This window comes from Streptomyces lothianensis (assembly GCF_047779955.1).
Taxonomy (GTDB): domain Bacteria; phylum Actinomycetota; class Actinomycetes; order Streptomycetales; family Streptomycetaceae; genus Streptomyces.
Genome location: NZ_JBLMKT010000074.1, coordinates 137,274 through 162,424, shown reverse-complemented (window position 1 = coordinate 162,424; position 25,151 = coordinate 137,274). Strand labels below are relative to the sequence as shown.

Annotated in this window: 19 protein-coding genes, 1 tRNA gene and 1 pseudogene; 18 read left to right on the top strand and 3 right to left on the bottom strand. The window is 70.7% G+C overall.

What is annotated here, in order from left to right; translation table 11 throughout:
• Positions 1–14: 14 nt before the first annotated feature.
• Together fdhD and ACLF6P_RS26460 are read right to left on the bottom strand one after the other, a co-directional pair.
• Positions 15–878: a formate dehydrogenase accessory sulfurtransferase FdhD gene (gene fdhD / locus ACLF6P_RS26465; RefSeq protein WP_415953568.1), complete on the bottom strand. Its 864-nt coding sequence runs from the start codon at positions 876–878 to the stop codon at positions 15–17.
• Between the two features lie 7 nt (positions 879–885).
• Positions 886–1,025, bottom strand: a pseudogene (locus ACLF6P_RS26460) (2Fe-2S iron-sulfur cluster-binding protein); the annotation flags it as partial.
• Positions 1,026–1,187: 162 nt separating this feature from the next.
• Here ACLF6P_RS26460 and ACLF6P_RS26455 point away from each other — a divergent pair.
• From ACLF6P_RS26455 to ACLF6P_RS26375, 17 genes are all read left to right on the top strand, one after another.
• Entirely contained in the window at positions 1,188–2,378 is a 1,191-nt protein-coding gene (locus ACLF6P_RS26455; RefSeq protein ID WP_415953567.1) for an ROK family transcriptional regulator, read from the top strand.
• A gap of 499 nt (positions 2,379–2,877) precedes the next feature.
• Positions 2,878–4,368 carry a sugar ABC transporter ATP-binding protein gene (locus ACLF6P_RS26450; RefSeq protein WP_415953775.1) on the top strand — a complete coding sequence of 497 codons (1,491 nt, stop codon included), beginning with the start codon at positions 2,878–2,880 and terminating at the stop codon, positions 4,366–4,368.
• Positions 4,365–5,411 (top strand): ABC transporter permease, encoded by a 1,047-nt coding sequence (locus ACLF6P_RS26445; protein ID WP_415953565.1) that lies wholly within the window; start codon positions 4,365–4,367, stop codon positions 5,409–5,411. The genes ACLF6P_RS26450 and ACLF6P_RS26445 overlap by 4 nt, the downstream gene beginning before the upstream one ends.
• 137 nt (positions 5,412–5,548) lie before the next feature.
• A complete protein-coding gene (locus ACLF6P_RS26440) occupies positions 5,549–6,595 on the top strand; it encodes a substrate-binding domain-containing protein (RefSeq protein ID WP_415953563.1) in 1,047 nt (348 codons plus the stop codon).
• Positions 6,596–6,657: 62 nt separating this feature from the next.
• A complete protein-coding gene (locus ACLF6P_RS26435; protein ID WP_415953561.1) occupies positions 6,658–7,962 on the top strand; it encodes a Gfo/Idh/MocA family protein in 1,305 nt (434 codons plus the stop codon).
• A gap of 31 nt (positions 7,963–7,993) precedes the next feature.
• Positions 7,994–8,995, top strand: a complete 1,002-nt coding sequence (locus ACLF6P_RS26430; protein WP_415953559.1) for a sugar phosphate isomerase/epimerase family protein — start codon at positions 7,994–7,996, stop codon at positions 8,993–8,995.
• A 335-nt stretch (positions 8,996–9,330) separates the two neighbouring features.
• Positions 9,331–13,053, top strand: coding sequence for a ThuA domain-containing protein (locus tag ACLF6P_RS26425; protein WP_415953557.1), 3,723 nt, complete (start codon positions 9,331–9,333; stop codon positions 13,051–13,053).
• A 202-nt stretch (positions 13,054–13,255) separates the two neighbouring features.
• Positions 13,256–14,446: an inositol-3-phosphate synthase gene (locus ACLF6P_RS26420; RefSeq protein WP_415953556.1), complete on the top strand. Its 1,191-nt coding sequence runs from the start codon at positions 13,256–13,258 to the stop codon at positions 14,444–14,446.
• The gene (locus tag ACLF6P_RS26415; RefSeq protein WP_415953555.1) at positions 14,443–15,558 is read left to right on the top strand and encodes an SCO3242 family prenyltransferase; all 1,116 of its coding nucleotides are present in this window, start codon (positions 14,443–14,445) and stop codon (positions 15,556–15,558) included. The genes ACLF6P_RS26420 and ACLF6P_RS26415 overlap by 4 nt, the downstream gene beginning before the upstream one ends.
• A complete protein-coding gene (locus tag ACLF6P_RS26410; protein ID WP_415953553.1) occupies positions 15,555–16,514 on the top strand; it encodes a sugar phosphate isomerase/epimerase family protein in 960 nt (319 codons plus the stop codon). The genes ACLF6P_RS26415 and ACLF6P_RS26410 overlap by 4 nt, the downstream gene beginning before the upstream one ends.
• Complete coding sequence (locus ACLF6P_RS26405; protein ID WP_415953551.1) at positions 16,511–17,218, top strand: EboA domain-containing protein; 708 nt, start codon at positions 16,511–16,513, stop codon at positions 17,216–17,218. The genes ACLF6P_RS26410 and ACLF6P_RS26405 overlap by 4 nt, the downstream gene beginning before the upstream one ends.
• The gene (locus ACLF6P_RS26400; protein ID WP_415953550.1) at positions 17,218–18,066 is read left to right on the top strand and encodes a TatD family hydrolase; all 849 of its coding nucleotides are present in this window, start codon (positions 17,218–17,220) and stop codon (positions 18,064–18,066) included. The genes ACLF6P_RS26405 and ACLF6P_RS26400 overlap by 1 nt, the downstream gene beginning before the upstream one ends.
• A 3-nt stretch (positions 18,067–18,069) precedes the next feature.
• Positions 18,070–19,239: a metabolite traffic protein EboE gene (gene eboE / locus ACLF6P_RS26395; RefSeq protein WP_415953549.1), complete on the top strand. Its 1,170-nt coding sequence runs from the start codon at positions 18,070–18,072 to the stop codon at positions 19,237–19,239.
• A 22-nt stretch (positions 19,240–19,261) separates the two neighbouring features.
• Positions 19,262–20,731 carry an alkaline phosphatase family protein gene (locus ACLF6P_RS26390; RefSeq protein ID WP_415953547.1) on the top strand — a complete coding sequence of 490 codons (1,470 nt, stop codon included), beginning with the start codon at positions 19,262–19,264 and terminating at the stop codon, positions 20,729–20,731.
• A gap of 80 nt (positions 20,732–20,811) precedes the next feature.
• On the top strand, positions 20,812–21,888 hold the full coding sequence (locus ACLF6P_RS26385; RefSeq protein WP_415953545.1) for a sugar phosphate isomerase/epimerase family protein: 1,077 nt from the start codon (positions 20,812–20,814) through the stop codon (positions 21,886–21,888).
• A 233-nt stretch (positions 21,889–22,121) separates the two neighbouring features.
• Positions 22,122–22,209 (top strand) — tRNA-Leu (locus tag ACLF6P_RS26380).
• A gap of 384 nt (positions 22,210–22,593) precedes the next feature.
• A complete protein-coding gene (locus ACLF6P_RS26375) occupies positions 22,594–23,880 on the top strand; it encodes a phosphatase PAP2 family protein (protein WP_415953773.1) in 1,287 nt (428 codons plus the stop codon).
• Between the two features lie 31 nt (positions 23,881–23,911).
• Here ACLF6P_RS26375 and ACLF6P_RS26370 read toward each other — a convergent pair whose 3' ends face one another.
• Complete coding sequence (locus ACLF6P_RS26370; RefSeq protein ID WP_415953543.1) at positions 23,912–24,460, bottom strand: HAD domain-containing protein; 549 nt, start codon at positions 24,458–24,460, stop codon at positions 23,912–23,914.
• 88 nt (positions 24,461–24,548) lie between these two features.
• On the opposite strand from ACLF6P_RS26370, the gene ACLF6P_RS26365 reads away from it, so the two are divergent.
• Positions 24,549–25,115, top strand: a complete 567-nt coding sequence (locus ACLF6P_RS26365) for a GNAT family N-acetyltransferase (protein ID WP_415953541.1) — start codon at positions 24,549–24,551, stop codon at positions 25,113–25,115.
• The last annotated feature ends 36 nt before the right edge of the window (positions 25,116–25,151 follow it).

The window sequence follows — 25,151 nt, the reverse complement described above, 5'->3', positions numbered from 1 at the left end:
GCAGGCGACACCCCTCAGCCCCTCGGGGCCCAGTCCCCGAGGGCGATCCGTTCCTCGCCCGCGTACACGTTCATGGACTCTCCGCGCAGGAAACCCACCAGCGTGAGCCCGGTCTCCGCGGCGAGGTCCACGGCCAGCGAGGACGGCGCGGAGACCGCGGCGAGCACCGGGATGCCCGCCATCACGGCCTTCTGCGCGAGTTCGAAGGACGCGCGTCCGGACACCAGGAGCACCGAGCGCGACAACGGCAGGTTCCCCTCCCGCAGTGCCCGGCCGACGAGCTTGTCGACCGCGTTGTGCCGCCCCACGTCCTCCCGTATGTCGACAAGTTCACCTTCGGTCGTGAACAGCGCGGCGGCGTGCAGGCCCCCGGTCCGGTCGAAGACCCGTTGTGCTTCCCGCAGCCGGTCGGGGAGGCGGGCGAGTAGTTCGGGGTCGAGACGGACCGGGGGAGCGCTGCCCCCCTGCGTGTCGTCGACCGGCCACCGCGCGGTGGTGCGTACGGCGTCGAGCGAGGCCTTGCCGCACAGCCCGCACGACGAGGTCGTGTAGACGTTGCGCTCCAGGGTGATGTCGGGCAGGGGCACGTCCGCAGCGGTCCGGACGTCCACCACGTTGTACGTGTTCGAGCCGTCCTCGGTCGCCCCCGCGCAGTACACGATCGACTGCAGCTCCTGCGCGGCCCCGAGCACCCCCTCGCTCACCAGGAACCCGGCCGCGAGCGCGAAGTCGTCGCCCGGCGTGCGCATCGTGATGGCGAGCGGCTTCCCGTTGAGCCGGATCTCCAGCGGCTCCTCGGCGACCAGGGTGTCCGGGCGCGCGGACACAAGCCCGCCCCGCACCCGGATGACCCTGCGCCGTTCCGTGACGCGTCCCATGTCGTGATCAGTCCCGGTTCTGTACGTGCTGGTGGCCGAAGCGGCCCTTGATGCAGCGATTGCCACGGGTCACCGGGTTGTCATGCGCCGAGGTGACCTTGACGATCTCATTCTCCTGCACGTGTGCAGCGTCAGATTGCAGCCCACTGCGCTCACGGGCGCACGGAGAACCGAGCGCCCTTTGTCCCGTGTGTGGAGAAAGTTGGACTGGATTCCTGCGCAACTTCTTCCCCCACAGGTCAACCGCTGCTACGTTCCCCTCGAAAGCCAGGGATGCCGGATGACGGCGGGAGGGGCGGCGTGAGACGGATGACGGCTCGACCCGCGAACGCGCACCAGGCGCGACTGCTCCGACTGCTGCGCGACGGCGGGCCGAACTCGCGGGCACAACTGGGCGACCAGGTCGACCTGTCCAGGTCGAAACTGGCCGTCGAGGTGGACCGTCTGCTCGAGACCGGTCTGGTCGTCGCCGACGGCCTGGCCGCCTCGCGCGGCGGCCGCCGCTCCCACAACATCCGGCTCGCGCCGGAACTGCGCTTCCTCGGCGTGGACATCGGCGCGACCTCCGTCGACGTGGCCGTCACCAACGCGGAGTTGGAGGTTCTCGGCCACGTCAACCAGCCGATGGACGTCCGCGAGGGACCCGTCGCGATCTTCGAGCAGGTCCTCGCGATGGCCGCCAAGCTGAAGGCCTCGGGGCTCGCCGAAGGATTCGACGGCGCCGGGATCGGTGTCCCCGGTCCGGTGCGCTTCCCCGAGGGCGTGCCGGTCGCGCCTCCGATCATGCCCGGATGGGACGGCTTCCCCGTACGGGAGGCGCTCAGCCAGGACCTCGGCTGCCCGGTCATGGTCGACAACGATGTGAACCTGATGGCGATGGGGGAGCAGCACGCGGGCGTCGCCCGCAGTGTGCACGACTTCCTCTGCATCAAGATCGGCACCGGTATCGGCTGCGGCATCGTCGTCGGCGGCGATGTCTACCGCGGTACGACCGGATCGGCCGGCGACATCGGCCATATCCAGGTCGAACCGGACGGCAGGCCCTGCGCCTGCGGCAACCGGGGCTGCCTGGAGGCCCACTTCAGCGGCGCCGCCCTCGCCCGGGACGCCGAGGAGGCGGCCACGTCGGGGCGTTCGCCCGAACTCGCCGCGCTCCTGGAGGCCGAGGGCTTCAAGGGCAGACTCAGCGGAGCCGACGTGGCCGCCGCCGCGGCCGCCGGAGACGCCCTGGCGCTCGAACTGATCCGTGAGGGCGGCAACCGGACCGGGCAGGTCATCGCCGGTCTCGTCTCGTTCTTCAACCCGGGTCTCGTGGTGATCGGCGGCGGGGTGACCGGACTCGGCCACACCCTGCTCGCCGCGATCCGTACCCAGGTCTACCGCCAGTCGCTGCCGCTCGCGACCGGCAATCTGCCCATCGTCCTGGGCGAGCTCGGGCCCGTCGCCGGAGTGATCGGCGCGGCCCGGCTCATCAGCGACCACCTGTTCTCGCCGGCCTGATCACCTGATCCACGGCCGACGCGCACCACCGGCAAGGCTGCACCACCCGGCACGCTGCACCACCCGGCACGGCCGCACCATCCGGCACGGCCGCACCGCCTTCACGTGCGAGAGCTTCCCCCGCACGTACGCGAACACCACGTTCCCGTACGAGAGCTCCGCGCGCACGTACGACAGCATCACCTGTCCGCGCTTGGGCGCCCCCTGCCCGTACGCCCTCACCATCCGCCCGTACGACACGCGCACCCACTACACGCGCACCCACTACACGCGCACCCACTACACGCGCACCCAGTACACGCGCACCCAGTACACGCGCACCCAGTACACGCGCGGCCGTCCGCACCCGGCGGCCGGCGGAGCCCGCCCCATCCGGACCGCGCCCGGTACGACGCGCGGCCCCGCCCTGCCCGCTCACCGGCAAGGAATCGCACCCGCCGAGGGGGAAACCGTCATGGCACCAGCGCAAGACCGAGCACCTGAGCCGCCCCTGCTGACGATGGACGGCATCGCCAAGTCCTTTCCCGGCGTCCGCGCGCTGGACGGCGTCGCCCTCGACGTGCTGCCCGGCGAGGTGCACTGTCTGCTCGGGCAGAACGGCGCGGGCAAGTCCACCCTGATCAAGGTGCTCGCCGGGGTGCACCAGCCCGACGGCGGCACGATCCACTGGCAGGGCGAGCGGGTCACGCTGCGCTCGCCGATCGCGGCGATGCGCCGCGGGATCGCCACGATCTACCAGGAACTCGACCTCGTCACCCACCTCTCCGTGGCCGAGAACGTCTTCCTCGGCCACGAGCCGACCGGTGCCGGCTTCGTCGTACGCGGCCGGGAGGCCAGGGAGCGGGCCGGGTGGCTGCTCAAGCGGCTGGGCCACCCGGAGATCCACCCGGGCACCCTCGTCGGCGAGCTCTCGGCCGCACACCAGCAGATCGTCTCGATGGCGCGGGCGCTGTCCCACGAAGTGCGCCTGATCGTGATGGACGAGCCCTCCGCCGCCCTCGACCCGGACGAGGTGGAGAACCTCTTCCGCATCGTCGGCGACCTGACCGCGGACGGTGTCGCCGTCGTCTACATTTCGCACCGCCTGGAGGAGATCCGGCGGATCGGCGACCGGGTCACGGTGCTCAAGGACGGTCGGGCCGTCGCGGGCGGACTGCCCGCGAGGACCACGCCCACCAGCGAGGTCGTCTCCCTCATGACCGGACGCAACGTGGAGTACGTTTTCCCCGAACGGCCGGCCGAACCGGCCGTCGGCAACGCGCTCCTGAGGGCCGAAGGCCTCACGCGCAAGGGCGAGTTCGCGCCACTCGACCTGGAGGTACGGCCCGGCGAGATCGTCGGCCTGGCCGGCCTCGTCGGATCGGGGCGCTCGGAGATCCTGGAGACCGTCTTCGGCGCCAGGAAGGCCGCCGCGGGCCGGGTGTTCGTCGACGGCCGGGAACTCAAGCCCGGCAGCGTACGGGCCGCCGTACGCGCCGGACTCGGACTCGCGCCCGAGGAACGCAAACACCAGGCGCTCCTGATGCTGGAATCCGTCACGCGCAACGTCTCCGTCTCCTCCATGTCCCGCTACGCCCGCGGCGGCTGGCTCGACCGGCGCGCCGAGCACCTTGCCGCGCGGCGGGCCGTACGGGAGCTGTCGCTGCGCCCCGACAACCCGGACGTGCCCGTACGCACTCTCTCCGGCGGCAACCAGCAGAAGGCGGTACTCGCCCGCTGGCTGCTGCGCGGCTGCAAGGTGCTGCTGCTCGACGAACCCACCCGCGGCGTCGACGTCGGCGCTCGTGCCGAGCTGTACGCCGTCATCCGGCGGCTCGCCGACGAGGGCCTCGGCGTGCTGCTCGTCTCCAGTGAAGTCCCCGAAGTGCTCGGTCTCGCCGACCGGGTGCTCGTCCTGCGCGAAGGGCACGTGGTGCACGAGGCGCCCGCGCGGGAGCTCGACGAACACCGCGTACTCGATCTTGTGATGGAAGGGAGCCCGGCGACATGACAAGCCCCGCCCCGAAGGCGGAACAGGAAGGCCCCAAGGCCCCGACTGTGCTCGCCGCACCCAAGACGCCCGGGAGGAAGGGCGCCGGGCCGATCGCGTTCCTCCGCGCCGATGTGCGCACGCTGTCCCTGGTCGGCGTGCTGGCCGTGCTGATCACCGTCGGCGGCATCACCAAGCCGGACACCTTCCTGGAGGTCAGCAATCTGCAACTGGTGCTGACCCAGGCCTCGGTCATCGGCGTGGTCACCGTCGGCATGACCTTCGTGATCATCAGCGGCGGCATCGACCTGTCGGTCGGCGCGATCGTGGCGCTCGCCTCGGTGTGGGCGACGACCGTGGCCACCCAGGAGTTCGGCTTCTGGGGCATCCTGTTCACCGCGGTCCTCGTCGGGCTCGGCTGCGGACTCGTCAACGGGGTGCTGATCTCCTTCGGCGGCATGGTCCCGTTCATCGCCACCCTCGCGATGCTCGCCTCCGCGCGCGGCTTCGCCCTGCAGATCACCGGCGGCAACACCCAGACGGTCAGCGTCCAGTCAGTCCTCGAACTCGGCTACAAGGACGCCTACATCCTGGGCATCCCACCGCTCGTGCTGATCTTCGCGGGGGTCGCGGTCATCGGCTGGCTGGTGCTCAACCGCACCACGTTCGGGCGCCGCACGGTCGCCGTCGGCGGCAACGACGAGGCGGCGCGGCTCGCCGGCATCGACGTCCGGCGGCAGCGGCTGTACGTCTATCTGCTCTCCGGACTGTGCTGCGGCATCGCCGCGTTCATGCTGATCGTGCTCTCCGGCTCCGGCCAGAACACCAACGGCAACCTCTACGAACTCGACGCCATCGCCGCGTGCATCATCGGCGGCACCCTGCTCAGCGGCGGCCGCGGCACGATCGTCGGCGCCGTGCTCGGGGTGCTGATCTTCCAGACGATCACCAACATCTTCATCCTCAACAACCTGGAGACGGCGACCCAGCAGATCGCCAAGGGCGCGATCATCGTCGCCGCCGTCCTGGTGCAGCACCGCACCTCGCGCAACCAGACCACCTAATGCCGCGCGGGGTCGCCGTCCCGCACCCAAGCGCGCCGCCCCCCCGGCACCCGAGCGCGCCGCCCCCCGGCACCCATCCGCTGTTCCCTCCCCGTACCCCTGTTCCCTCCCGTACCCCACCCACCGAAGGGTCCGTCATGCCAGAGTTCGCCAGCCGCAGAGGGCTGCTCTTCGGAGCCGCCGCCGTCTCCACCGGTGCCTTCCTCACCGCGTGCACCAGCAACGAGCCCAGCGGCGAGTCCGCCGACAACGACAAGACTTCCGACGCCCCCGCCGACGACAAGCCCGGCAAGGCCGTCACCATCGGCTTCGCCGGACCCCAGGCCGACCACGGCTGGCTCAACGCGATCAACGACAACGCACGCAGCCGCGCCGAGAAGTACCCCGACGTCACACTCGACATCACCGAGGGCTCCAACGACGCGGCCGCCCAGATCGGCCAGATCGACTCGCTGATCAACAAGAAGGTCGACGTCCTGGTGATCCTGCCGGCCGACGGCAAGGCCATGACACAGGCCGGCCTGAAGGCCATGCGGGCCGGCATCCCGGTCGTCAACCTCGACCGCGTCTTCTCCTCGCCACAGGCCTACCGCTGCTGGATCGGCGGCGACAACTACGGCATGGGCCTCAACGCCGGGCACTACATCGGCGAGAAGCTCAAGGACAAGGAGAACGCCACGGTCGTCGAGCTCGCGGGCATCGACAACCTGGAGCTCACCCAGCAGCGTACGCAGGGCTTCGACGATGCCCTGAAGAACTATCCGAACATCAAGAAGGTGGCCCGACAGGCAGCCGAGTTCACCGTCGAGTCCGGGCAGGCCAAGATGGCCGCGCTGCTGCAGGCGCAGCAGAGCTTCGACGCGCTGTGGAACCACGACGACGACCAGGGCGTCGGCGCGCTGCAGGCCATCAAGCAGGCGGGCCGTGACGACTTCCTGATGGTCGGCGGAGCGGGTGCGCTCAGCGCCATGGAGGCCATCGAGAGCGACAACAGCGTCCTCAAGGCCACGGTCCTCTACCCGCCGACGATGGCCGCATCGGCGATCGACCTGGCGCGGGCGCTCGGCCAGGGCAAGGGCATCGGCGGGATGGCCGAATTCGAGATCCCGTCCTCGGTCACCTTGTACTCGGCCGTCGTCGACAAGGCGAACGTAGCCCAGTACAAGCCCACCGGCTTCAAGTGATGCGGAGGACGGCGGCTGATACGGGGTCTGCCGCGCCGCACGCCGACGAGGAGGAAGGCTGTATGGAGGACGCGCAGGACAAGCACGAGCCCGCCGACGGGCTCGGTGTGGGCATGGTCGGCTACGCCTTCATGGGCGCCGCCCACTCCCAGGGGTGGCGCACCGCGGGCCGGGTCTTCGACCTGCCCCTCACCCCCCGGCTCGCGGCGATCTGCGGCAGGGATCCCGAGGCGGTACGGGCGGCCGCGGACAAGCACGGCTGGGCCGCCGCCGAGACCGACTGGCGTGACCTCATCCACCGAGAGGACGTACAGCTCGTCGACATCTGCACCCCGGGCGACAGGCACGCGGAGATCGCCATCGCGGCCCTCGACGCCGGCAAGCACGTGCTGTGCGAGAAGCCCCTGGCCAACACGGTCGAGGAGGCCGAGGCCATGCTGGCGGCCGCCGAACGGGCCGCAGCCCGCGGACAGCTCGCGATGGTCGGCTTCAACTACCGCAGGGTGCCCGCGCTCGCACTCGCGCGGCAGATGGTCGCCGAGGGCAGGATCGGCGCCATCCACCACGTACGGGTGACGTATCTGCAGGACTGGCTGGTCGACCCCGCCTTCCCGCTGACTTGGCGCCTGGAGCGCGAACACGCCGGCTCGGGGGCGCTCGGCGACCTCGGCGCGCACATCGTGGACCTCGCCCAGCACGTCACCGGATCGCAGATCACGGGGGTATCGGCGATCACCGAAACCTTCATCCGCGAAAGGCCGTTGCCCGCGGGGGCGTCGGCCGGGCTCTCCGCCACCGCATCCGCAGAGCGCGGACAGGTCACGGTGGACGATGCCGCGCTGTTCACCGCGCGGTTCGCGGACGGGGCGCTCGCCTCCTTCGAGGCGACCCGGTTCGCGACCGGCCGCAAGAACGCGCTGCGGCTCGAACTCAACGGCGCACAGGGCTCGATCGCCTTCGACCTGGAACGGCTCAACGAGCTGGAGTTCCACGACCACACCCTGCCCGCGGGCTCGGCCGGCTTCCGCCGCATCCTCGTCACCGAACCCGAACACCCCTACCTGGAGGCCTGGTGGCCGCCCGGCCACGGCCTCGGCTACGAGCACACCTTCGCCCACCAGGCCCGTGACCTCGTGCACGCCATCGCCTCCGGCAACGCGCCCGCGCCGTCCTTCGCGGACGGTCTGCAGGTGCAGCGGGTGCTTGCGGCGGTCGAGGAGAGCGCGGCGACGAACTCCGCGTTCACCGTCGTGGCCGCGCAGGAGACCACGACCACGACCGCAGCCGCGGCCGTACCCGCGCCCGCGCCCGTACCCGCGCCCGCGCCCGTACCCGCGACCGTGTCCGCGCGGGAGGGCCGGACATGACCACACACCGACCGGCCGAGGAGGTCCGGACATGACGCGTCCCTTCACCCTGTTCACCGGCCAGTGGGCCGACCTGCCACTCGAGGAGGTCTGCGCGCACGCCCGCGACTTCGGCTACGACGGCCTCGAACTCGCCTGCTGGGGCGACCATTTCGAGGTCGACAAGGCGCTTGCCGATCCCGCATACCTCAAGGGGCGCCACCAGCTCCTGGAGAAGTACGGCCTGAAGTGCTTCGCCATCTCCAACCACCTCGTCGGCCAGGCCGTCTGCGATGCCATCATCGACGAGCGGCACCAGGCGATCCTGCCCGCACGGATCTGGGGCCACGGCGAGAGCGAAGGCGTGCGACGGCGGGCCGCCGCCGAGATCGCCGACACCGCACGGGCCGCCGCGGCCTTCGGCGTCGACACGGTGATCGGCTTCACCGGCTCCTCGATCTGGCATCTGGTCGCCATGTTCCCGCCGGCACCGGAGTCGATGATCGAACGCGGCTACGAGGACTTCGCCGAGCGCTGGAACCCGATCCTCGACGTCTTCGACGCCGAGGGCGTGCGCTTCGCCCACGAGGTGCACCCCAGCGAGATCGCGTACGACTACTGGACGACCGTCCGGGCCCTGGAGGCCGTGGAGCACCGGCCGGCCTTCGGCCTGAACTTCGACCCCTCGCATTTCGTCTGGCAGGACCTCGACCCGGTCGGTTTCCTGTACGACTTCCGCGACCGCATCTACCACGTGGACTGCAAGGAGGCCCGGTGCCGCCTGGACGGCCGCAACGGGCGGCTCGGCTCGCATCTGCCCTGGGGCGATCCGCGGCGCGGATGGGACTTCGTCTCCGCGGGCCACGGCGACGTGCCCTGGGAGGACGTCTTCCGGATGCTCAACTCCATCAAGTACGAGGGACCGATCTCGGTCGAATGGGAGGACGCCGGGATGGACCGCCTGCGGGGCGCTCCGGAGGCGCTGGCCAAGCTCAGGGCGTATGACTACGAGCTGCCGACGGCCTCCTTCGACGCGGCCTTCGGGGGCGACTGAGCAGTCCGGCGGGAGACCGCCAGGCACTGCGTCCGCACCGGTGGGAGGTCTCGGGGGCTGTGCGTCCGCACCGGTGGGCGGGCGACGGGGCCGGGCACCGACGAGGCGCCCCGCCCCGCCCCCGCATGCCCGGAAACCTCTTTGTCCTGGTGCAGGAAGAAGTTCAACTTCCTTGCTGCACACCATCTATCGGAAGAGGACGAACCCGGCTACGGTCCCTGACACGTACAGGCCAGAACCACCCCGGGGTGACGGCGCACCCCGGCGCCCGTACCGCACGCAGCACGTCACTGCACCCGTTCCGTACGGCCCATTCCGTTTCCCGGAGGGACTTCGTGCACAGAAGCAGAGTTCTCAGTTCTCGGGCTCCCCGAGTCAAAAAACGCCGTGGACTCCGTGGCACCCTCGCCCTGTTCACCGGCCTGATCCTCACCGTGAGTGCCCCGGCGACCCTCGCCGGCGCCGCAGAGGCCCCGGAGCCTTCGGCGGCCGCCGAAGGCCGGTTCCAACAGGTGCCGCTGGCCAAGGGCGAGCCCGAGACCGGCGAGCCCATGTCGCTGTCCGTTCTGCCGGACCGCAGCGTCCTGCACACCTCGCGCGACGGCACGCTGCGCCTGACCGACCAGGCCGGCGTCACGAAGATCGTCGGCAAGCTCGACGTCTACAGCCACGACGAGGAAGGCCTGCAGGGCGTCGCCGCGGACCCGGACTTCGCGGACAACCGGGCGATCTACCTGTACTACGCCCCGCCGCTCGACACCCCCGCGGGCGATGCCCCGGAGACCGGCACCTCCGAGGACTTCGCAGAGTTCGACGGCGTGAACCGCCTGTCCCGCTTCGTCCTCAACTCCAACGGCACGCTCGACATGGCCAGTGAGCAGAAGGTCATCGACGTCCCGGCCTCGCGCGGGATCTGCTGCCACGTCGGCGGCGACATCGACTTCGACGCCCAGGGCAACCTGTACCTGTCGACCGGCGACGACACCAACCCCTTCGCCTCAGAGGGCTACACGCCGATCGACGAGCGCGAGGGCCGCAACCCCGCCTTCGACGCCCGCCGCAGCTCCGGCAACACCAACGACCTGCGCGGCAAGATCCTCCGCATCAAGGTCGCCGAGGACGGTTCGTACACCGTCCCGGAGGGCAATCTCTTCGCCCCGGGCACGGAGCAGACCCGCCCCGAGATCTACGCGATGGGCTTCCGCAACCCGTTCCGGATGAGCGTCGACCAGGCGACCGGCATCGTGTACGTCGGCGAGTACGGACCGGACGCGGGCACCGCGTCCGAGAGCCGTGGACCCGCCGGGCAGGTCGAGTTCGCCCGCGTCACGCAGGCCGGCAACTTCGGCTGGCCGTTCTGCACCGGCGACAACGATGCCTACGTGGACTACGACTTCGCCACGAAGGAGTCCGGCGAGAAGTTCGACTGCGCAAACCTGAGGAACACCTCGCCGCACAACACCGGCCTCACCGAGCTGCCGCCCGCGCAGCCCGCGTGGATCCCGTACGACGGCGGCAGCCTCCCCGAGTTCGGCAGCGGCTCCGAGTCCCCGATGGCCGGTCCGGTCTACCACTACGACCCGGAGCTCGACTCCAGCGTCAAGTTCCCCGAGTCGTACGACGGAGACTTCTTCGCCGGTGAGTTCGGCCGCCGCTGGATCAAGCCGATCTCGCAGAACGAGGACGGTTCGGTCAAGGAGATCAAGAACCTCCCGTGGAACGGTACCCAGATCATGGACATGGAGTTCGGCCCCGACGGCGCGCTTTACGTCCTCGACTACGGCGTCTCCTGGTTCCAGGGCGACGAGCACTCCGCGCTCTACCGGATCGAGAACGCCGAGGACGGCTTCTCGCCGCTCGCCGAGGTCCGCGCCGACAAGACCTCCGGGGCCGTGGGCCTCAAGGTCGACTTCACCGGCTCCGCCACCGACGCCGACTCCACCGAGCTCACCTACGCCTGGGATTTCGGCGACGGCACCACGGCCGAAGGCCCCACCGCCACCCACCAGTACAAGAAGGCCGGCACCTACAACGTGACCTTCACGGCCACCGACCCCGAGGGCAACACCGGCAGCGCCAACTCCCGGATCGTGGTCGGCAACACCGCGCCCACCGTGAAGATCGAGGTCCCCGGCAACGGCAGCATGGCCTCGTTCGGCACGCCCATCCCGTTCAAGGTGACGGTCACCGACCCCGAGGAGACCATCGACTGCTCCAGGGTCAAGGTCGCCTACAGCCTCGGACACGACTCCCACGCCCACGAACTGACCAGCGAAACGGGCTGCGAAGGCACCCTCAGGCCGCCGGAGGGTGACGGCGGACACGACCCGAACGCCAACATCTACGGTGTCGTCGGCGCCTCGTACACCGACGGCGGCGCGAACGGCCAGGAGGAACTGACCGGCACGGCACGCGCCGTGGTCCAGCCGCTGCACCGCCAGGCCGAGCACTTCACCACGCAGTCCGGCATCCGGACGTACGAGAAGGACGCCGCCCACGGCGGCCGGACCGTCGGTGACATCGACGACGGCGACTGGATCTCCTTCAGCCCCTACCGGTTCTCCGGCCAGAAGAAGATGACCGTACGAGCCTCCTCCGGCGGCGCGGGCGGCTTCATCGAACTGCGCACCGGATCGCCCACCGGCAAGCTGCACGGCTCCGCGTACATCCCGCCGACCGGCAGCTGGGAGACCTTCCAGGACATCGAGGTGCCGCTCCGCGGCCTGCCCGGCCGGACCACCGAGATCTACCTGGTCTTCAAGGGCGTCGACGGCGCGCTGTACGACGTGGACGACTTCGAGTTCTCCGACGAGCCGTACAAGGGCGGCAAGCGGGTCCTGGTCTTCTCCAAGACCGCCGGCTACCGGCACGGCTCCATCCCGGCGGGCATCGCCGCCCTGAAGGAGCTGGGCACATCGTCGAACATCACGGTCGACGCGACCGAGGAGGCCAAGCAGTTCAGCACCGCGAACCTCGCCAAGTACGACGCGGTGGTCTTCCTGTCCACCACGGGTGACGTCCTGAACGCCGAGCAGCAGAAGGCGTTCGAGGACTACGTGGCGGACGGCGGCGGCTACATGGGCATCCACGCGGCCGCCGACACCGAGTACGACTGGGAGTTCTACGGCGGCCTCGCCGGCGCCTACTTCGAGTCGCACCCGGCCATCCAGCAGGCCACCGTCCGCGTCGAGGACCACGAGCACCCGGCCACCGAGCACCTGGACGAGACCTGGGAGCGCACGGACGAGTGGTACAACTACCGCACCAATCCGCGCGGCACGGCGAAGATCCTCGCCACCCTCGACGAGACGACCTACTCCGGCGGCACCATGAAGGGCGACCACCCGATCGCCTGGTGCCAGAGCTACGGCGGCGGCCGTTCCTTCTACACGGGCGGCGGCCACACCGAGGAGTCATACGCCGACGAGGCCTTCCGCGGTCACCTGCTCGGCGGTCTGCGATACGCCTCCGGCCAGGTCAACGCGGACTGCAAGCCGGACAAGGGCTACCGGGACATCTTCAACGGCGAGACCCTCGAAGGCTGGAAGCAGGCCGGTCCCGGCCGGTTCGTCGTCAACGACGGCGTCATGGAGACCGAGGGCGGCATGGGGCTGCTCTGGTACCAGGCCAAGGAGCTCAACGCGTACTCCCTGAAGCTCGACTGGAAGATGGAGGGTGACGACAACTCCGGGGTCTTCGTCGGCTTCCCGGCCTCCGACGACCCCTGGTCCGCGGTGCACAAGGGCTACGAGATCCAGATCGACGCCACCGACGCACCGGACCGCACCACCGGCGCGGTCTACTCCTTCCAGTCGGCGGACATCGAGGCCCGTGACAAGGCCCTGCGGCCGCCGGGGGAGTGGAACACCTACGAGATCCGGGTCCAGGGAGAGCGCCTCCAGGTGTTCCTCAACGGAGTCAAGATCAACGACTTCACCAACGAGGACCCCGAGCGGAGCCTGACTGACGGCTACATCGGCCTGCAGAACCACGGCTCGGCCGACCAGGTCTCCTTCCGCGACATCCAGCTCAAGCAGCTGCGCCCACCGGGCGCCTGAGAGCGGCGCCGGGCGGCGGACGCCGGACCTCCGCCCGACGCCTCGGGCCTGCCCTCGCTCTCCCCCTGCGGGGAGCGAGCCGGCAGGTCCCGGCCGGACCGGCTGCCCTCGAATTGATCACGGGGGCGGCCGGGCCCGGTCCGCACAACCGGCGTCTTCCGGCATCTTCCGGCATTGGTCCGTGCACGACAGGAGGCTCCCTGTGTCCACGTCCGCATCCGCCCGGCAGCCGTCCAGCGCACCCGGAGTGGGGGTGTGGCTCATCGGAGCCCGGGGCTCGGTCGCCACGACTGTCGTGGCCGGCGCGGCGGCCGTCGCCGCCGGGCTGCACCCGGCGACCGGCATGGTCACCGAGACGGAGGCCTTCGCCGGCTGCGGGCTGCCGTCCCTGGGCTCACTGGTGTTCGGCGGCCATGACACCGCGAGCTGCCCCCTGCCCAAGCGCGCCGAACACCTCGCCGCGGGAGGTGTGCTGCCGCACGGCCTGCCGACCGCGGTAGGCGCCGAACTCGCCGCCGCGGACGCCGAGATACGCCCCGGCGGCCCGCTGCCCGGCGAGGCCCGCTCCGACGAGCAGCTGATCTCCGCCTTCGCCGCCGACATCACCGACTTCGTACGGCGCCGTGGGCTTGCCGGGGCGGTCGTGGTGAACGTCGCCTCGACAGAACCCCTGCCCGGCCCCGACTCCGGCGCCGATGCGACCCCGACCCCGCCCTCGGCCGCCGCTGGCGGCGCCGCGCGGCTGCCGGCCAGCTCGCTGTATGCGGCCGCTGCTCTGCGAGCCGACTGCCCCTACGTCAACTTCACCCCCTCCACCGGGATACATCACCCCACCGTGTCGCGCACCGCCGCCGCATCCGGGCTCACCTGGGCGGGCCGCGACGGGAAGACCGGCCAGACGCTGCTGCGTTCCGTACTTGCTCCGATGTTCCTGCAGCGCGCCCTGGACGTGCGGGCCTGGTCCGGTGCGAACCTCCTCGGCGGCGGTGACGGCGCGGCACTCGCCGACCCGGCGGCCGCCGCGGCGAAGAACGCGGGCAAGGAGCGCGTCCTCGCAGATGTGCTCGGCACCGCACCGCAGGGCGAGGTGCACATCGACGATGTGCCCGCGCTCGGCGACTGGAAGACGGCCTGGGACCACATCGCGTTCGACGGATTCCTCGGCTCACGCATGGTCCTGCAGACGATCTGGCAGGGCTGCGACTCCGCACTCGCCGCGCCCCTGGTCCTGGACCTCGCCCGGCTGCTCGTACGCGCCCGGCAGGCGGGCCTGAAGGGCCCGCGCCCCGAACTCGGCTTCTATTTCAAGGACCCGGACGGCGCCACCTCCTGTCTGGGCGAACAGTTCACGGAACTCCTGTCCTTCGCCGAACAACTGCGGACCACCCGATGACCGGCGCCACGAATCGCCTGGCAAACCCGGCACCCCTGGTGACCTTGGCAGGTGGGGAGGCGCTGCGGTCCCTTGAACCAGTACCACCAGCGCAGTCCCGGGCCCGCGTGAGCGACTGGGCCGAACTCCTGCGAGTACCGGCCCTGTTCACCCTTCCCGGTGATGCCCTCGCCGGTGCCGCCGCGAGCGGAGCGCGCCCCCGCGCACGGACACTCCTCGCCATCACCTCCTCCCTGTGTCTGTACGAGGCCGGCATGGCCCTCAACGACTGGGCCGACCGCCACGTCGACGCTGTCGAACGCCCCCACCGTCCGCTCCCTTCGGGCCGTATCACGCCCGTCGCCGCGCTCACCGCCGCCACCGGGCTGACCGCAGCCGGGCTCGGCCTCGCGGCCCTCGCCGGGCGGCGTGCGCTGACCGTCGCGGGTGCGCTGGCCGGCACGGTGTGGGCGTACGACGTGGCGCTGAAGAACACCCCCGCGGCCCCGCTCACCATGGCAGTCGCCCGCTCCCTCGACCTCCTCCTCGGCGCGGTCGTCACCACGGGCCGGATCCGCCCGGCCCTGCCCTCCGCGGCCCTTCTCGGGGCCCACACCTGCTCCGTCACCGCTGTCTCCCGCCGCGAGGCGGAAGGTGGCTCGCCCTTTGCCCCGTCGGCGGGCCTCGCGGTGACCGCCGTACTGTTCCGCACGCTCGTACACGACCGGACGCCTGGGGCAGGTACCGGACCACGTGGCGCGGAACGTAGGCCGTCGGACGGACTCGGCGCCGAGCCAGGCCGCCGTGACGCAGCGGCACCACGCGGCCCCGACGGACTCACGGCGGGCCGGGCCATCACCACCGCCCTCGGGCCACCGGGCCCCAGCGCGGCGACCAGCCTGCGCGCCGTGCTCGGCGCCGCATACGCCCGCACCGCCGCACAGCCCCTCTTCCACGCCGCCCTCAACCCCTCGCCCCAGCTCACCCAGCGCGCCGTGGGCGGCGGGATCCGCGCCATGATCCCGCTCCAGGCGGCCCTCGCCGCCCGCTCCGGGCGCCCCGGCGTCGCGCTGCTCACTGCTGCCCTCGTGCCCTTCGCCCGGAGCTTCGCACGGAAGGTGAGCATCACATGAGCCTCCGATTCGGATACGGCACCAACGGTCTGACGGACCTCCGCCTGGACGACGCCCTGGGGCTGCTCGCCGACCTCGGCTACGAGGGCGTCGGCCTGACCCTCGACCACATGCACCTCGACCCCATGGCCCCTGAGCTCGCGGCCCGCACACGACGCGTGGCCCGCCGGCTCTCCCGGCTCGGCCTGACGGCGACCGTCGAGACCGGCGCCCGCTATGTACTCGACCCGCGCTGCAAGCACGGCCCCTCCCTGCTCGATCCGGACCCGGGCCAACGGGCCGCCCGCATGGGGCTGCTGATCCGAGCCGTGCGCGTCGCCGCCGACCTCGGCGCCCACGCCGTGCACTGCTTCAGCGGCATCAAGCCCGACTCGACCCCGGACGACACCGCATGGCAGCGGCTCACCGAGGCGATCACGCCCGTCCTCGAGGCCGCCGAGGCGGCGGGCACACCGCTCGCCATCGAACCCGAGCCCGGCCACCTGCTGGCCCGCATGGCCGACTTCCACCGGCTCCGCACCAGCCTCGGCGAGCCGGCCGCGCTCGGCCTCACCCTCGACATCGGCCACTGCCAGTGCCTCGAACCCACGCCGCCCGCCGACTGCGTGCGCGATGCCGCGCCCTGGCTGCGGCATGTGCAGATCGAGGACATGCGCCGCGGCGTCCATGAGCACCTTCCTTTCGGACACGGCGAGATCGACTTCCCGCCCGTTCTCGAAGCCCTTGCCACCACCGGCTACCGGGGCCTCACCGTCGTCGAACTTCCCCGCCACTCCCACGCGGGCCCGCAGCTGGCCGAGGACTCCCTCGCGTTTCTCCGCCGAGCCGCGAACGCCTCCGCACCTCACGCGCCCCGGACACAGACCGCGCCCCCGCCCCGGGCTCCGAACGGAACTGCCTACGGAGCCCCCTTTGAACCCGCCCACCCCCGGCGCGCCGAAGGAGGCAGGCCATGACCCGCACCCCGTCCCCGGCCGCGCTCCGCGCCCGCCTCGAAACCGCCCTGGACGACAGCGCCCGCACCTGGCTGGACCAGGCCCTCGCCGAGGCCGCCGCACACCGCGAAGACACCACCGAAGGACCCGTCCCCGCCTGGGAACTGCGCTTCGCGCAAGCCGGTCGACGCTGCGGCGCCCACCACGCCGACGCCGCCCGGCTGCTCCTCCTGCACGCCGCCCGCGCCGACATCGCCACCCTCACCCGCCTCTACGGACAAGGCACCGCCGCCGAACGCCGCGCCGTGCTGCACGCCCTCACCTGCCTCGTCCCCGGCGACGAGGCACTCGGTCTCGTCCACGACGCCCTGCGCGCCAACGACACCTCCCTCGTCGCCGCCGCACTCGGCCCGTACGGAGCCGAGCACCTGGACGCCCACGACTGGCGGCACGCCGTGCTCAAGTGCCTGTGCACCGGTGTGCGCATCGACGCCGCCTCGGCACTCGCCGAGCGGGCCCGCGGTGACGCCGAACTCGCCCGCATGCTCGGCGACCACGCGCGCGAACGCACCGCCGCGGGACGCCCCGTGCCCGGCGATCTGCACCGCCTCCTCATGCTCACCGGCCCGCCTCCCGCCGCCGATGCCGAGCCCGCCGCCGCCGAGCCCGCCGCCGACGCCGGCCCCGCGCAAGCCGCGTCCGCCGCGTCCCCCCAGGAGAACTGATGCGCATCTTCGACCCCCACATCCACATGACCTCCCGCACCACCGACGACTACGAGGCCATGTACGCGGCCGGTGTCCGTGCCCTCGTCGAGCCGGCCTTCTGGCTGGGCCAGCCCCGTACCTCTCCTTCCTCCTTCTACGACTACTTCGATGCGCTCCTCGGCTGGGAGCCGTTCCGCGCCGCGCAGTACGGGATCGCGCACCACTGCACGATCGCTCTCAACCCCAAGGAGGCGAACGATCCCCGCTGCACCCCCGTCCTCGACCAGCTGCCGCGTTATCTCGTCAAGGACAACGTGGTCGCCGTCGGCGAGATCGGCTACGACTCGATGACCCCCGCCGAGGACACCGCCCTCGCGGCACAGCTGCAGATGGCGGCGGACGCGGAACTTCCCGCCCTCGTCCACACACCGCACCGCGACAAGCTCGCCGGACTGCACCGCACCATCGCCGTCGTAGGAGAATCCGCGCTCCCGCCCGAGCGGGTGCTGCTCGACCACCTCAACGAGACCACGGTCGAGGACGCCAAGCAGGCAGGCTGCTGGCTCGGCTTCTCCGTCTATCCCGACACCAAGATGGACGAGGACCGGATGGTCGCCCTCCTGAAGGAGTACGGCCCGGAGAAGGTCCTGGTGAATTCGGCCGCCGACTGGGGCAGAAGCGATCCGCTCAAGACCCGCAAGGTGGGCGAGGCGATGCTCGCCGCCGGATTCACCGAGGACGAGGTCGACCGGGTGCTGTGGCGCAACCCCGTCGCCTTCTACGGCCTCAGCGGCCGCCTCGACCTCGAGGTCACGGACATCGGCGCCGCCCACGAGGGCAACTCGATCCTGCGCGGCGGTGAGTGAGCCATGCGCTTCCGCCACCGCGACGGCTCCACCATCCACCTGTCCTACTGCACCAACGTCCACCCCGCGGAAACCCTCGAAGGCGTACTCGCCCAGCTCCGCGAGCACTGCGAACCGGTCCGCCGACGGCTCGGCCGCGACCGCCTCGGCATCGGACTGTGGCTGGCCCGCGATGCCGCACGCATCCTGACAGCCGACCCGGCCGCACTGCGCGGCCTGCGCACCGAACTCGACCGGCGCGGCCTCGAGGTCGTCACCCTCAACGGCTTCCCCTACCAGGGCTTCGGCGCCGAACAGGTCAAGTACCGGGTGTACAAGCCCGACTGGGCCGACCCGGAACGCCTGAGCCACACCACGGATCTGGCCCGGCTGCTCACCGCCCTGCTCCCGGACGATGCCACCGAAGGCAGCATCTCGACCCTGCCGCTCGCCTGGCGAACCCCGTATGACGACACGCGTACCAAGGCCGCCCGCGACGCGCTGCGCACGCTGGCCGAGCGCCTCGACGCCCTGGAGGAACTCACCGGCCGCTCCATCCGCATCGGCCTCGAACCCGAACCCGGCTGCGCCGTCGAAACCACCTCCGATGCCATCGGGCCGCTCTCCGCCATCGACCACGACCGCATCGGCATCTGCGTCGACACCTGCCATCTCGCCACCTCCTTCGAAGATCCCGGGGAAGCGTTTGCGGCCCTGGACGCCGCGCGCATCACCCTTCCCAAGGTCCAGCTGTCCGCCGCACTCCACGCCGAACAGCCCCGAACACCCGAGGTCCGCGCCGCACTGGCGGCCTTCGACGAACCCCGCTTCCTGCACCAGACCCGTACCAGGACCACCGAGGGCCTGCACGGCACCGACGATCTCGGCGAGGCGCTCGGCGGCCAGGCGCTGCCCGAGTCCGCGCCCTGGCGCGCCCACTTCCACGTCCCGCTGCACGCGGCACCCGCCGCGCCTCTCACCTCCACTCTCGATGTCCTCAAGGACGTACTGACCCGACTCGTGGGCGGCCCGGTCGCGCGCACCAGACACCTGGAGGTGGAGACGTACACCTGGCAGGCCCTGCCCGACGCCCTGCGCCCGCGCGGCCGCGCCCAGCTCGCCGACGGCATCGCAGCCGAACTCACCCTCGCCCGCGATCTCCTCGTCGACCTGGGACTCAAGGAGCTGCCATGACCGACGCCTTCAAGGAGCTGCCATGAGCGACACGGTCACCCCCTACACCACGAAGCCGGACGGCCCCACCCCGCTGCTCGTCCTGGACGTCGTGGGCCTCACCCCCCGTCTGCTCGACCACATGCCCCATCTGAAGGCGCTGGGCGCAGAGGGCTCCCGGGCCGCCCTCGGCACCGTGCTGCCCGCTGTCACCTGCGCCGCCCAGTCCACCTTCCTCACCGGCACCCTTCCGTCCGAGCACGGCATCGTCGGCAACGGCTGGTACTTCCGCGAACTCGGCGATGTGCTGCTCTGGCGCCAGCACAACCGCCTGGTCGCGGGTGACAAACTCTGGGACGCCGCCCGACGCGTGCACCCCGGCTACACCGTCGCCAATATCTGCTGGTGGTACGCCATGGGCGCGGACACCGACATCATCGTCACCCCCCGTCCTGTCTACTACGCCGACGGCCGCAAGGAACCCGACTGCTACACCCGCCCGCCGGCACTGCACGATGAACTCAGCGAGAAATTCGGCACCTTCCCCCTGTTCTCCTTCTGGGGCCCCGGCGCGAACCTCATCTCCTCGCAGTGGATCGTCGACGCGACCCGCCACATCATCCGCACCCGCCGGCCCGATCTGACGCTCTGCTACCTCCCTCACCTCGATTACGACCTCCAGCGGTTCGGCCCCGACGACCCCCGCTCACTGAAGGCGGCCCGGGACATCGACGCCGCCCTGGCCCCGCTCCTGGCCGAAGCGAAGGCCGAAGGGCGCACTGTGGTGGCTCTGTCCGAGTACGGCATCACCCGGGTCAGCCGCCATGTGGACATCAACCGCGCCCTGCGCAGGGCGGGCCTCCTCGACGTCCACACCCAGGACGGCATGGAGTACCTCGACACCATGGCCTCACGCGCCTTCGCCGTGGTCGACCACCAGCTCGCGCACATCTATGTGCGCAGCCCGGAGGACCTCGACGCCACCAGGGCAGCCCTGGACGGCCTGGAAGGCGTCGACCGGCTCCTCGACGACGAGGGCAAGAAGAGCCACGGCCTGGACCACCCGCGCGCCGGCGAACTCGTCGCCCTCGCGGAACCGGATGCCTGGTTCACGTACTACTACTGGCTCGACGACGACCGCGCGCCCGACTTCGCGCAGCTCGTCGAGATCCACCGCAAACCCGGCTACGACCCGGTCGAACTCTTCATGGACCCCCTCGACCCCTATGTGAAGGTCAAGGCAGCCAAGGCCCTGGCACGCAAGAAACTCGGCATGCGCTACCGCATGGCGGTCGTGCCCCTGGACCCGTCACCTATTCGCGGGAGCCACGGCAGGCTCCCCGACGATCCCCAAGACGGTCCGCTCATCCTCTGCTCCACCCCCCGCGCCGTCGGTGGCCCCCTGCGGGCCACCGATGTGAAGTCACTGCTGCTCAACCTGGCGGGACTGGGCCCGAAGGCCCACGCAGCCCCGCTGTCCGATCCACGACCCAACTCAACCAGGCGCCACTGACATCGCCCGCATGAATCCGGAATCCACCCGAATCGGCCGTACACCTCGCACAACGGCCCTGAGTCAGAAGGAGTTCCCGCATGGCCCGCACTTTTCGAACCTCCCCGGACCCGGAGCTCGCCCAGCGCCTCAGCAGACGCAATGTCCTGGGAGTCGCGGCCGGAGCCTCGGCGGCAGCCCTGCTCGGCGCGGCCGCCGCCCCAGCCTCCGCCGCCCCCGACATCTCCGCGTCCACGGCGGAGGCGCGGCCGCTCCGGGACGGACACGGCCGCAAGGTCCTCCCCGAGGGCCGCCTCGGCATCCAGCTGTACAGCCTGCGCGACAAGGTCTCCACGCTCGGCTTCGCCGCCGTCTTCGCCGAACTCCAGAAGTACGGCTACGACGAGGTCGAGTACGCCGGCTACTCCCAGGGCGAGGCGGGCCCCATCAATCTCGCCCAGCTCAAGCAGCTCACCCGTGACCACGGCCTCAACGCCATCGGCAGCCACGTCGGCTACTACTCCTCCGATCCGAACGCTTACACGTTCGCCACGAACCTCGACAAGGTGCTCGACGACGCCGAGGCCCTCGGCCTCAAGCACATCGGCACCGCCTCCGGCCCCTTCCGCTACGGCGACACCGTCGATGCGTGGAAGCGGGCCGCCGAGGACTTCAACACGTACGGCGCGCAGGCCCGCAGGCGCGGCATGAAGTTCTACCAGCACAACCACTCGGACGAGTTCAGGTTCGCCTCGGACCGGCCGGACGTCCGCCTCTACGACGTGCTCCTCGCCGAAACCGACCCCGACCTCGTCTTCCTGGAGATGGACATCTTCTGGGCGTACGCCGGTCAGTTCCGTTTCTCCGAGCAGGTCGACGGCACCCCGCGCCCCTTCGACCCGCTGCAGTACGTACTGAGGCAGCCGCATCGCTACCCGCTGTTCCACGTCAAGGACGGCATCAAGGACCCGACGACCACGTACGGCTACCGCATGACGGATGTCGGGGACGGCGACATCGACTACCGGACGTTCCTCGGGGAAGTGACCCGCAGGTCCCGGGGCGGCCGCCGCTACCACCACTGGCAGGCCGAGCACGACCGTCCGGCCGAGTCCTTCGCCTTCGCCCGCAGATCGAGCGAGCACCTGCACGCGCTGCGGGAGCGCTGCGGGGACTGATCGCGCAACCTCACCCCGCAGGTCGGGCACGGCGTGCCGTACGGCCACAAGCGTGATGCCCCGACCCCGGACCATCACACCGGGTGGTCGATCGACTGCGCAGGGCTGCACAGGGTCGCCGGTCCTGCGCAGCCCTGTCCCCGCGCCCGTATACGCAGGTGAAAGGCACTCCGAAAGCTTGGTATTGTTGTCCATGTCGCCGCGGGGAACGCCCCGCGAACGGCAGACACCTTGTCCGGGTGGCGGAATGGCAGACGCGCTAGCTTGAGGTGCTAGTGCCCTTTATCGGGCGTGGGGGTTCAAGTCCCCCCTCGGACACCAGCACCAGCAAGGCGCCGGTCGAGATCGCATCTCGACCGGCGCTTTCGTCTGTCCTCCAGCACCTGTCCTCCACCGCCTGCCTTCCACCGTCTCCCCTCCACCATGCGCACCGGCCCCACCACGGCCTCTTCCCGTTCTTCCATCACATCGTGGGCTTGTGACACAGGTGCTGCGCAGTCGGACGGCGGGCTCCGTTAGCATGTTCGACCCATCACGTTTACCTGCACAGTCACATCACAGCGAAGATGCGCAGGCGAGGACTGGCAGCGACCACTCCGTCCGTACCGAGCGAACTGGCCAGGGGAATTGACAGCGAAAACGGCACCGGAGCCGTCGACCGGAAGCAGCCGCCCGCGCGCGGCGGCGCCGTGGCGTCCGAAGACGATTCTGTGGGTCGCGGCCGGTGTCACAGCCCTCGGCTTCGTGATCGGCCTGGAAGTCGCCGCCCGCCACTACGGAGTCCCCGGCCCGCTCACCCAGCAGGCACGCGAGCTGGTCTTCGCGCCCGCCTCCGGGCCGCTGCTCTATGCCTCCATGGCGCTGATGATGGTGGTCCTCACCAAGCGGGAACGGCTGATCGCACTCGGCGCCGCCGTCGCGATCGACCTGGCCTTCTGGGCGGCCCGCTGGGCCCTGAACGCCGAGATGAACTTCGGCAACGGCGCCCTGTGGGTCATGGTCGGATGCACGGTCATCGCCCTGACCCGCCGCGAGGGCGCGGAACGGGTGCTGCTCCTCAAGGGCGTCGGGCTCGGGCTGCTCCTGGTCGCCGGGCGCAAGACCGGTGACGCCTGGCTGCTGATCACCTCGAAGACCAAGCCCGAGGTCCTCGACCCCTATCTCGCCACCGCCGACCATGCGCTCGGCAACCCGTCCTGGGTGGCCGGCCGGGTCGTCGAGGCCATGGGCCCCGTCGGCTCCCATGTGCTCGACTGGGTCTACGTGCAGCTCGCGGTCGCCGCCGTCGTCATCTCCCTGTACCAGCTGCGGAACGTATCGGCCGCACGCCGCTTCCCGCGCCACCACCTCGTACGGACGTTCCTGCTCATAGGCCTGCTCGGGCCCGGCATCTACATGATCTTCCCCGTGGTCGGACCCGTCTTCGCCTACGGAGTCGACGGCGGGATATGGGCCGCCGGCCAGGTCTGGCCGGACATACCCGTGAAGCTCACCGCACCGCAGCCGGTGCTCTTCGACCAGATCACCCCGCGCAACTGCATGCCCAGCCTGCACACCGCATGGGCCACCGCGCTGTTCATCCACTCCCGCAACGGGCCGCGCCCGCTGCGTTTCGCCGGAACGTTCTGGCTCGTCGCCACCCTCGCGGCGACCCTCGGCTTCGGCTACCACTACGGCGTGGACCTCGTCGCCGGTGTGGTGTTCGTGCTGACGATCGAGGCCGCGCTGCGCGCACAGGCGCACGGCTGGGACCGCAGCGCGCTGTGGCTCTCCGCCTACGGTGCGGTGATCTTCACCGGGCTGTTGTTCCTGTACCGCTTCCGGGCCGTCGCCATGTCCCAGTACCCGGCGCTCTTCGGGATCCTGATCCTGGGCGCGATGGGTTCGGTGATCTTCGGATATCTGCGGGTCAGCCGACGGTGGGAGCAGGTGACGCTCCCCGGGCAGCGCGGGGCGGCGGCATCCCCGGCGGAGCCCGCCCCCGTGCCGTAGCCGGGCCCGGGGCCCGGGGCCTGGGGCCGGGTCAGCATCGTGACGCATTCCTGCGCGAGGGGTGCAGAAGCCAGCGCCGTACGGTCTCCAGGTCGTGCGAAGTCAGCCCCAGCTGCGGTGCGACGAGGTGCAGCAGGGCCAGGCCCGGATGGGCCGCCGCCACCCACGTCCGGTCCTGCTCACCGATCTCGTCGTCGATCCACACGAAGGGCCGCCCGTCAGCCCACTCGACGATCGTCCGCGTTTTCCAGTGCAGCCGGGGCCCCGGGCCGTCGTCGGTCCAGTGGACCACGGGCAGGCGCGGCAGCCCGAGATAGGGGGCGACCTCCGCGTTGGCGTCCTCGCCCCATGACGTGGCCCAGACCAGTTCGCAGGGCAGGGCACGCAGCAGCGGGCCGAGTGCCGGATCGATCCGGGCGAGGAGCGGGTTCGTGCCCGGTTCCGGCCGGGTGGAGCCGTACACCCCGATGCTCGTACCGCCGAAGGGGATGAGCGGGCCGTCGACATCGAGGAAGAGGAGGGGCACGCAGGGCTCTGGAAGGTGCGACTTCTCTGCATTCGAGGGCTCGGGGGACTTCACGCGGGCACGGTAGCGCCCGTCCGCAGCGCACCGCACGCCACCGGAAAACCGTTGGGCTTCCCCGCCGCGCCTCAGGCATGATCGGCCGGTGGACACCTACCTGCAGACCGAACGCCTCGACCTCCGCCACTTCACCGCCGCCGACGCGGAGCTGCTGATCGAGCTGGACAGCGACCCGGCGGTGATGCGCTATCTGAGCGGCGGTGCCGCGACCCCGCCCGAGGTCATCCGCGAGCAGCACCTGCCGAGGATCCTCGCCGGCTACGAGAAGTGGGACGGCCGGCTGGGTCTGTTCGCCGCGCACGAGCGGGACGGCGGCTCGTTCATCGGCTGGTTCATCCTGCGCCCCGCCCAGGACGGCCCCCTCGACGAGGCCGAACTCGGCTACCGTCTGCGGCAGGCCTCATGGGGCAGGGGCTATGCCACCGAAGGCTCGCGGGCCCTGCTGCGCAAAGCCTTCACCCAGCTCGGGATACGCATGGTGTGGGCCGACACGATGGCCGTCAACCACGGCTCACGTCACGTCATGGAGAAGCTCGGCATGACGTTCACCTCCACCCTCCCCGTCGAGGAGGACGAGCGGAACGTCGAGGGCTTCGAGCGCGGCGGCGTACGGTACGAGATCACCGAGGAAGGCTGGAAACAGCAGCAGTAGGGGCGGGCGCGAGCAACGCAGTTGCATACTGCAGCC

Excerpts from the sequence above, each read along its gene's own strand:
- fdhD (WP_415953568.1), bottom strand. The coding sequence starts at position 878 with ATGGGACGCGTCACGGAACGGCGCAGGGTCATCCGGGTGCGGGGCGGG.
- ACLF6P_RS26455 (WP_415953567.1), top strand. The coding sequence starts at position 1,188 with ATGACGGCTCGACCCGCGAACGCGCACCAGGCGCGACTGCTCCGACTG.
- ACLF6P_RS26450 (WP_415953775.1), top strand. The coding sequence starts at position 2,878 with ATGGACGGCATCGCCAAGTCCTTTCCCGGCGTCCGCGCGCTGGACGGC.
- ACLF6P_RS26445 (WP_415953565.1), top strand. The coding sequence starts at position 4,365 with ATGACAAGCCCCGCCCCGAAGGCGGAACAGGAAGGCCCCAAGGCCCCG.
- ACLF6P_RS26440 (WP_415953563.1), top strand. The coding sequence starts at position 5,549 with ATGCCAGAGTTCGCCAGCCGCAGAGGGCTGCTCTTCGGAGCCGCCGCC.
- ACLF6P_RS26435 (WP_415953561.1), top strand. The coding sequence starts at position 6,658 with ATGGAGGACGCGCAGGACAAGCACGAGCCCGCCGACGGGCTCGGTGTG.
- ACLF6P_RS26430 (WP_415953559.1), top strand. The coding sequence starts at position 7,994 with ATGACGCGTCCCTTCACCCTGTTCACCGGCCAGTGGGCCGACCTGCCA.
- ACLF6P_RS26415 (WP_415953555.1), top strand. The coding sequence starts at position 14,443 with ATGACCGGCGCCACGAATCGCCTGGCAAACCCGGCACCCCTGGTGACC.
- ACLF6P_RS26410 (WP_415953553.1), top strand. The coding sequence starts at position 15,555 with ATGAGCCTCCGATTCGGATACGGCACCAACGGTCTGACGGACCTCCGC.
- ACLF6P_RS26405 (WP_415953551.1), top strand. The coding sequence starts at position 16,511 with ATGACCCGCACCCCGTCCCCGGCCGCGCTCCGCGCCCGCCTCGAAACC.
- ACLF6P_RS26400 (WP_415953550.1), top strand. The coding sequence starts at position 17,218 with ATGCGCATCTTCGACCCCCACATCCACATGACCTCCCGCACCACCGAC.
- eboE (WP_415953549.1), top strand. The coding sequence starts at position 18,070 with ATGCGCTTCCGCCACCGCGACGGCTCCACCATCCACCTGTCCTACTGC.
- ACLF6P_RS26390 (WP_415953547.1), top strand. The coding sequence starts at position 19,262 with ATGAGCGACACGGTCACCCCCTACACCACGAAGCCGGACGGCCCCACC.
- ACLF6P_RS26385 (WP_415953545.1), top strand. The coding sequence starts at position 20,812 with ATGGCCCGCACTTTTCGAACCTCCCCGGACCCGGAGCTCGCCCAGCGC.